Genomic DNA, 6,287 nt, shown 5'->3' on the forward strand with positions numbered 1-6,287 from the left:
CCGGATCTGATCGACGGATGCCTCACCCAAGCCGGACTGATCATGGATGGCTGACCCCGGCCAGCCCCCGACACCACTCATTCAATTTCAGTATCGAGGAATGTCCGAGCAATGTGCTGACCACTTCGATCGGTACCCCCTGTCGCAGAAGCAGGGTGGCCCGGGTGTGCCGGAACCAGTGGGGATCGAAGTCGAACCCGACCTCGCGCCGCAGCCGCAGCACCAGGTCGTAGACGGAGGCGTAGGTTAGCGGATGACCGTAGGAGCCGCCCCACAGGTTGACGAACATGTAGTCGCTGTCCAGGTCGCCGTACTCACCGTGCAGGTAGTCGGCGTAGAGCCGCACGATCTCGGGACCGACGGGAACGGTGCGGGGAGAGGCGGACTTGGCCCGTGCCCGGTTGTCGTTGACGCGCGGCGTCACGGTCAACTCGCCTTCTGCCACGGCCAGATCCTCGTGCCGCAGGCCCAGGGCCTCGCCGATCCGGATCCCCGTCTCCCACAGCAGCGCGAACAGGAACCGGTCCCGCAACCGGGTGCAGGCGTCCAGGATCGCCTGGGCCTGGGTGGCGGTCAGGAGCGTCGGATGCGTACGGGGCGTCTTCAGCTTGATCGTGCGGCGACGCTCGGGCTGGCCGCCGGCCAGGTGATACAGGAACGGCTTCCAGCCCGCGCGCCGGGCGCGGACCGGCTGCAACTCGGTGACGAGATCACCAAGATCCACACCGTGACGTGCGTGGAAGACGTACAGGCCGCTGACCGCGGACAGCTTCCGGTTGACCATGGTCACCCCGCAGTGATGCTCCGCCGAGGGCAGCAATGTGACACCGCCGTCGCGGCCCGCGGGAGGCAGCCGGAGCCAGGCGACGAACTCGCCCAGGTCCTCCAGCCGAACCTCGCGCCAGTCCAGGCCGCGTCGGTCGAGGAAGACGAACCAGTCCTTCAGATCATGGGCGTATGCCTTGATCGTGTTCGGCGACCGCTCGATCGCCGTCAGGTAGGCCAGGTACCGCTCGATCGGCTCGACTATGCCGCCCTCATCGCCGAGGACCGTCCACGACTCAAGCGGCGAGTCGGGCATCAGCACCCGTTGCACCAGCATCAAACCTCCCGGGGAACTGCGTGGTGGACGGCGGTAGATAACCACCTCCGCCACACAGATCTCCGCCCGCCCCGGGCTCGTGCTGCACGTCATGGACACACCGCTGAGGACTCAAGAGAACCTGGACGAAGCGGGCGTCCCAGCCGTCCTCGATCAGGTGGGTGACGTAGGACCTCCGAAAGGAGTGGAAGTCCAGATTCTCGTCCAGGCCCAGCGCGTCCCGGTAGGCGGCAAAGCGGGTGTTCATCTGCGAGAACCCGACCCGCGCCGAGCGTTCCGACGGCCAGAGAGCCCCGGCGCCCGCGGTGGCGAAGTGCGGGCGGACCTCCTCGTTCCACTGCTGCAGGATCTCCGCCGACCAGTCCCAGACGGTCAGCACGCTGCGGCGCTTGGGCGGCGAGCCCTTCTTCGCCTTGCCGTGGCGCACGTAGAGGACGCCGTAGTCGCCGAACTCGGGCCCGTCGGGGTTGCGGCCGAAGTCGACGGTGCCGAGCATCCTCGTCTCGTTGCGCCGCAGGCCGAAGGCGTAGGCGGTCTTGAAGAGCACCGCGTCGCGGAAGGCCGGCAGCCAGCCCTTGCGACCCCGGCCGCGGACCTTGTCGACCTGGTCGTCGGCGTAGTCGAAGAACGCCTGCAGCTCGTCGTGGGTGAAGGCCCGCTTGCCCGCGTCGGCCTCGGCCTCCTCCACGTGCACCGCGGAGTTCCACTCGTGCACGACCTGCACCGGGTGGGTGCCGAACCGCTCCTCGCAGGTCGCCGCCCAGCCGTAGGCGGGATCGGTGATGAAGGAGCAGAACGAGCGCACCGATCCCTGGTAGTTCCGCAGTGTCGAGCGCTTGAGCCCGCGCACCGAGCGCAGGTCGCCCATCCACTCGTCCAGCATCTGCGGCGACCAGGCCCACGGGAAGGCGTCGGCATGGCGGACGAACGCCCGTACCGTCTTCTCTCGACCCTCGATCGTGGAGAACGCCAGATTCCGTGCGGGCGCGGCGGTCCTGCTCGCCGGCCCGCCAGGCATAGAAAGAGGAGCGGGGAATCCCCAGTGCCCGGCAGATCCGCTTGACGCCCCAGGCGCCGTGGTGGTCCTCAACGAAACGGAAGCGGATCACCGTATCGTCTCGGTCGCGAAATAGGCGGCCGCCTTCCGCAGGATTTCGATCGTCTTCTGCTGCTCGACTGTCTGCCTCCGCAGGCGAGTGAGCTCCTCGCGCTCGGCGCTGGTCAGCTCGCCCGGCCTGCCCTCGCCCCGGTCGGTGCGGTCCTGCTTGACCCAGCCCCGCAGCCCCTCCGGGCTGACCCCCAGCTCCCGCGCGATCTCGGTCACGTTCCGGTGCGGAGAGGACCGGACGAGCGCGACCGCGTCCCGCTTGAACTCCGCCGTATACCGCTTACTCATGTTGCTCTTGGTTCCCACCTGGCACTGCTTCCTCCGGGGTGAAGTAGGCCGCCGACGAGGTGCCTCAGGCTGAGGTCCTTTTCCGACGGCCCCTTCCCGAACGGGACGGGCCAGTTTCCCGGCATCCCGCTCTCCAGTGACTACTTCCGAAGCGGCGCGGTGCCCCGCCCTGCATGGATGTCCTCATGGCAGCGGCGACAGGTCACAAGGGTCTTGCGCCTTCGCTTGGCCATCAGTTGCACCCAGGCGGGTTTGTCCCGACGACCGGGCCGGTTGAGGTCGGCGAGTTTGCGGACGTGGTGGACTTCCAGCTTCGTCCGCGATTCGCAGATCTCGCAGCACTCGGCGAGGAGCCTGTGGATCAGCTCGTTCCGCTTCGCGCTGGCCATGACCGGCCGTTGGTCGGTAAGAACTGCCGTGCGCTGTCGTTTGAGCGATATCCCGCCGAAGCGGGAGACCAGTGGCTGCCTGTCCTCGCCGCGTGGAACGGTGACCTGGAAACAACGGAGCGTTCCGTCGGCCGTCTTGACGGTGGCTCTGTACTTGCGCGCCGTCTTCGAGACCGTGGACCGGTGTTTCCGAGCCAGCGTCTTCAGCAGAGAGGTCTCCATGACCCACTGGAGCCTGCCCAGGTGATGCACGCAGTGTGACGCTCCGCTACCACCGGATGTGTGACAGAGCCGATTACGCGACAGAGCCGAAGACCGTACAGGCCCTTACCGTCCTGAGACAGGGCCTGGCGCGAGTGCAGAACGAGCGAGGCTCCCTGGCGGTCGAGCGAGATGTCCGACGTCTCGACCCGCGCGCCAGGGAGCCTCGTTGTGCGCTGGTTCAGGCTTCCGGTCGGCGGACGCACTCGATCAGGTAGTCCCCGGTGACAGTCTCGACGGTGACGCCGTGCGCCTCGCTGTGGAAGCCGGGGTAGGCCCTGTCGAAGGACTCCAGAGCGCGCAGGTAGCGCAGGAGCGGTCCGTCGGCGGCACCGGTCGACTCACCGGGCATGAGCACCGGGATGCCCGGAGGCGTCACCGTGACCATGGCGGCCGCGACCCGATCGGCGGCCGCGCTCAGGCGTACGCGTTCGGTGCCCCCTCGGATCAGCCGCTGGTAGCAGCGCTGGGGCGGTTCCACGGGCTTGGGGAGCTGCTGGAACGCGGTGTCGAGTGCGGTGATCAGCTCCGCGCGGGTGAGGTGCTCGTGCATCCGCTGACACAGGTCGCGCAGCGTCGTGCCCGCGTACCGGGAAGGGAACTGGGCAACGAGGCCGGGCAGCACCCGCTCCAACGGCGCATCGGTGTCGTAGAGGGTCTTGAAGTCCATCAAGGCGTCCATCAAGGTGCCCCACTTGCCCTTGGTGATGCCCATGGAGAACAGGATCAGCGTGGTGTAGCTGTCGGTCTTCTCCACGACGATCCCGCGGGTGGCCAGGTACGCCGTCAACACGCGTGCGGGAATGCCCCACGGCGAGGTCTCGCCCTTCGCCGTCACCCCGGGGCAGGTCAGGGTGACCTTGATCGGATCGAGCATGCAGTAGCCGTCTTCGAGGCCCTCGAAGCCGTGCCAGTCGGCGCCCGGTTCCAGGAGCCAGCAACTCGCCTCGTCGCGCAGCAGCGCCGCGGGGGCGTCGGCGAAGGGCATGCGCCGGCCGGTGGCCGGATCGGTTACCTCGTCGGGCTGCCAGATGCCGAAGAACCAGTCGGGCCGGTCTCCCGCGTCGACGATCCGGCGTCCGGTACGGATGACGGCCTGGCGGAAGCGGACGGCCTCGGTGAGCGCCTCGTCGATCAGCCACCGGCCCTGTGGGCCGTCCATCATCGCGGTTGCCACGTCGAGGGAGGCGATCGCCGGGTAGAGCGGTGACGTGGTGCCGTGCATCATGAACGCCTCGTTGAAGCGCTCGTGTTCGACGGGCGCGCGGGGCGAGGTCCTGACGTGCACCATGGCGCCCTGCGACAGGGCGGCGAGCAGCTTGTGCGTGGACTGCGTGGCGAACACGGTGGGCCGCTGCGGGCCCTCGAAGGTGTCCGGGCCGACGGCCATGCCGTAACGGCGGGCGTAGAGGGGGTGGAAGCGGGCGTAGGCGAACCACGCCTCGTCGAAGTGCAGGCGCGGTGTGCTCGGGGCGAGAGCGTGCGCCGCGCCGAGGGTGTCGTAGCACAACCCGTCGTAGGTGGAGTTGGTCACCACCGCGTACTGGGCCCGGTCCGACACCGCCCCGGCCGTCAGCGGGTTGGCGGCGATGCGGGCGGCCACGGCGTCCGCGGCGATCTCGGCTGGCGGCAGCGGGCCGGCGAGGCCGTAGCCGTTGCGGGTGGGAACCAGGTACACGGGACGGGCACCGGAGATCACCAGGCCGTGCAGCACGGACTTGTGGCAGTTGCGGTCCACGAGCGCGATCTCGTCGGCGGTGACGCTGTAGTGCCCCACCATGCGGTCCGCGGTGGAGTTGCCGTGCAGGACGAAGTACGTGCGGTCGGCGCCGAAGACCCGGGCGGCGTTGCGCTCGGCCTCCCCGATCGGCCCGTTGTGCTCGAACAGCGACCCGAGCTCTCCCACCGAGATCGACAGGTCGCTACGGAAGAGGCGCTCGCCGAAGTAGTCGAAGAAGGCCCGCCCCGCCGCGGACTTCAGGAACGCGACACCGCCGGAGTGCGCGGGGGTGTGCCAGGAGTACTCGTGCGCGTCGTCGAAGCGGCGCAGCGCCTTGAAGAACGGCGGAAGGACGTCCCGATGGTAGGCGCGGGCGGCGGCGGTGACCCGGCCGGCGATGAAGGCGGCGGTGTCCTCGAGCGGCCAGATGTAGCCGACCACGGCCTCCGAGACCCACAGCGGCAGCCGCTCCAGGTCGTGGTCGGACTCGTCCGCCATGAGCAGGAAGACCGGGAGGTCCTTGAACCGGCGCTGGATCAGCCGCAGGACGTCCGCGCCGCCGCCCTCCTGGTCGCCGCCGTCGTCGCCTGGCAGGTCCCAGGCCACCACGGCCGCCGCGAGCCCCGACTCCGTACGCAGGACCGCCCGCGCGTCCCGGGCGGTAGCCGCCCAGCGGAGGGCCAGGCCCTGGTTCTCCAACTCCTTGCCGATCCGCCGCAACTGCTCGGTGCTCACCCCTCCTTGCAGCGGGTTCTCGCGCAGCGCCAACAACACAGTGCCGCTCACCATGACAGCCCCCTCCGTGACCCACAGCGCCCTTCGGCGCCCGGCACACTCTCGTCCGGCCGGGGCACATCAGCGGCGGTATTCGCTGCGCTTCACTCGAAGGCGCTAACGCCTGACAGCGTTCCCATGGGGTGAGGGGTCTCCAGCCACAGGGTCTGGGTGGCGGCGCGGCACAGCGACTGCGGTTCCACGGGCTCCCGGTGCAGCCGATGGCGGCGCAGAGCCGAGCCGAGCCGTGCAAGTCTCGTCGGCGAACCGCAGCCCGTCCTCGTCCAGACGATTCGCCTGGCCGCACCCTGCCCACGGCCCCGTCCCACGGCCGGCCACCACGGCCAAGTGCAGCACCCCTGGAAGCCCGCTCCAGGCTTTCGACATCGCCTTCGGCGACCGACTCCCCATCGGCCGCGGTGCTCACACCGTACGAGTCACACCGCTGGCTGAACGGGCCCAGTTCTGACCGGAAGGGGCCGTGCCCGATTTGCCCTGGAGCCGCGTCAAGCCGGAGACGTGGGACCAGCTGCGCCGATAACGCCAGTCGACTAGGGAGCGTATTTGGTCGCGATCAAGGAGTGGTCCTGTTGAGGTCTTTGATCCAGATCATTGCGCCGCGAAGGTGGAGGCCGGCGAGGTAGC

At 68.8% G+C, this 6,287-nt stretch carries 5 protein-coding genes; all 5 read right to left on the reverse strand.

Annotation, left to right across the window (positions count from 1 at the left end; all coding sequences use genetic code 11):
* Positions 1–40: 40 nt before the first annotated feature.
* The 5 genes from ACFQ87_RS43575 to ACFQ87_RS43595 all read right to left on the reverse strand — a co-directional run bounded on the left by ACFQ87_RS43575 (position 41) and on the right by ACFQ87_RS43595 (position 5,657).
* Entirely contained in the window at positions 41–1,102 is a 1,062-nt protein-coding gene (locus ACFQ87_RS43575; RefSeq protein ID WP_380616580.1) for a tyrosine-type recombinase/integrase, read from the reverse strand.
* Positions 1,062–2,120 carry a tyrosine-type recombinase/integrase gene (locus ACFQ87_RS43580; protein ID WP_380616581.1) on the reverse strand — a complete coding sequence of 353 codons (1,059 nt, stop codon included), beginning with the start codon at positions 2,118–2,120 and terminating at the stop codon, positions 1,062–1,064. The genes ACFQ87_RS43575 and ACFQ87_RS43580 overlap by 41 nt, the downstream gene beginning before the upstream one ends.
* Before the next feature lie 87 nt (positions 2,121–2,207).
* Positions 2,208–2,516 (reverse strand): transposase, encoded by a 309-nt coding sequence (locus tag ACFQ87_RS43585; RefSeq protein WP_380615903.1) that lies wholly within the window; start codon positions 2,514–2,516, stop codon positions 2,208–2,210.
* A 122-nt stretch (positions 2,517–2,638) separates the two neighbouring features.
* The gene (locus ACFQ87_RS43590) at positions 2,639–3,139 is read right to left on the reverse strand and encodes a group II intron reverse transcriptase/maturase (RefSeq protein ID WP_380616582.1); all 501 of its coding nucleotides are present in this window, start codon (positions 3,137–3,139) and stop codon (positions 2,639–2,641) included.
* Positions 3,140–3,329: 190 nt separating this feature from the next.
* Entirely contained in the window at positions 3,330–5,657 is a 2,328-nt protein-coding gene (locus ACFQ87_RS43595) for an Orn/Lys/Arg decarboxylase N-terminal domain-containing protein (RefSeq protein WP_380616583.1), read from the reverse strand.
* Between the last annotated feature and the right edge of the window lie 630 nt (positions 5,658–6,287).

This window comes from Kitasatospora sp. NPDC056531 (assembly GCF_042794375.1).
In the GTDB taxonomy this organism is placed as follows: domain Bacteria; phylum Actinomycetota; class Actinomycetes; order Streptomycetales; family Streptomycetaceae; genus Kitasatospora.